At 75.9% G+C, this 1,028-nt stretch carries 1 protein-coding gene and 1 pseudogene; one reads left to right on the plus strand and one right to left on the minus strand.

Annotated features, from left to right (window positions below; genetic code table 11):
- Window positions 1-146 precede the first annotated feature (146 nt).
- Window positions 147-794, plus strand: coding sequence for a pyroglutamyl-peptidase I (gene pcp, locus ABIC61_RS18615; protein WP_354031090.1), 648 nt, complete (start codon window positions 147-149; stop codon window positions 792-794).
- Between the two features lie 18 nt (window positions 795-812).
- On the opposite strand, the pseudogene ABIC61_RS18620 reads toward pcp, so the two are convergent.
- Window positions 813-1,028: pseudogene (locus ABIC61_RS18620) on the minus strand (ubiquinone-dependent pyruvate dehydrogenase); the annotation flags it as partial.

The raw sequence follows: 1,028 nt of genomic DNA on the forward strand, positions 1-1,028 counted from the left end.
GCGGGGCGGGGGGGCGCCCCCCGCCGGCCGGCCCGGCCCGGGGGGGGGGGGGGGGGGGGGGGGGCCGCCCGGGGGGGGCCCCCCCCCCCCGGGCGGGGGGGGGGGGGGGGGCCCCCCCCCGCGCCTCCAGTCCGTAGCCTGGTCACGTGGCTGCCACGACCGAACCGACCGTCCTGCTCACCGCCTTCGAGCCGTTCGGCGGTGACGCCCGGAACCCCTCCTGGGACGCCGCGCAGCGCCTCGCCGAGACGTGGGACGGGCCCGCGACCCTGGTCGTCGAGCAGCTCCCCGTGGTCTTCGCCGAGGAACGAGCGCGCCTGGCGGCCGTGATCGCGAAGCACCGGCCCACCGTCGTCATCGCGACGGGCCTCGCGGCCGGACGGGCCGCCGTCACGCCGGAGCGCGTCGCGATCAACGTGATGGACGCCCGGATCCCGGACAACGCGGGCGCGCAACCGGTGGACGAGCCGATCGACCCCCGTGGTGCCCCGGCGGCGTTCTCCGGGCTGCCGATCAAGCGGATCGTGCGGGACGTCCGGGCAGCCGGCGTCCCAGCGTCGGTGTCGAACACCGCCGGGACGTTCACGTGCAACCAGGTGTTCTACGAGCTGATGTCCTTCGCCGGGCGTGAGGGCTTCCGGGCCGGGTTCGTGCACGTCCCCGCGACCCCGGACATCGCCGGCGACGGACCGTCGCTCGAACTCGAGCACATCGTCACCGCTCTCGACGCCGTGGTGCGCGCGTCGATCGACCCGTCGGGCGACATCGTCGAGCAGGGCGGCGCGGAGTCCTGAGCGCCGCCCCGGACACCGTCAGATGAACTGGCGGAAGTTCGTCGACGCGAGGTCGAGCAGTTCGTCGCCGCGTCCGGACAGGACCGTGCGGATCGCGTAGAGCGTGAAGCCCTTCGCCTGCTCGGCGGTCACCGCCGGTGGCATCGAGAGCTCCTGACGGTCGGCCTTCACCGACACGAGCGCGGGGCCGTCGTGCGCGAGGGCGGCGGCGAGCGCGTCCTCGAGCTGGTCGGA

Source organism: Curtobacterium sp. 1544, from assembly GCF_040544915.1.
Taxonomy (GTDB): Bacteria; Actinomycetota; Actinomycetes; order Actinomycetales; family Microbacteriaceae; genus Curtobacterium; species Curtobacterium pusillum_C.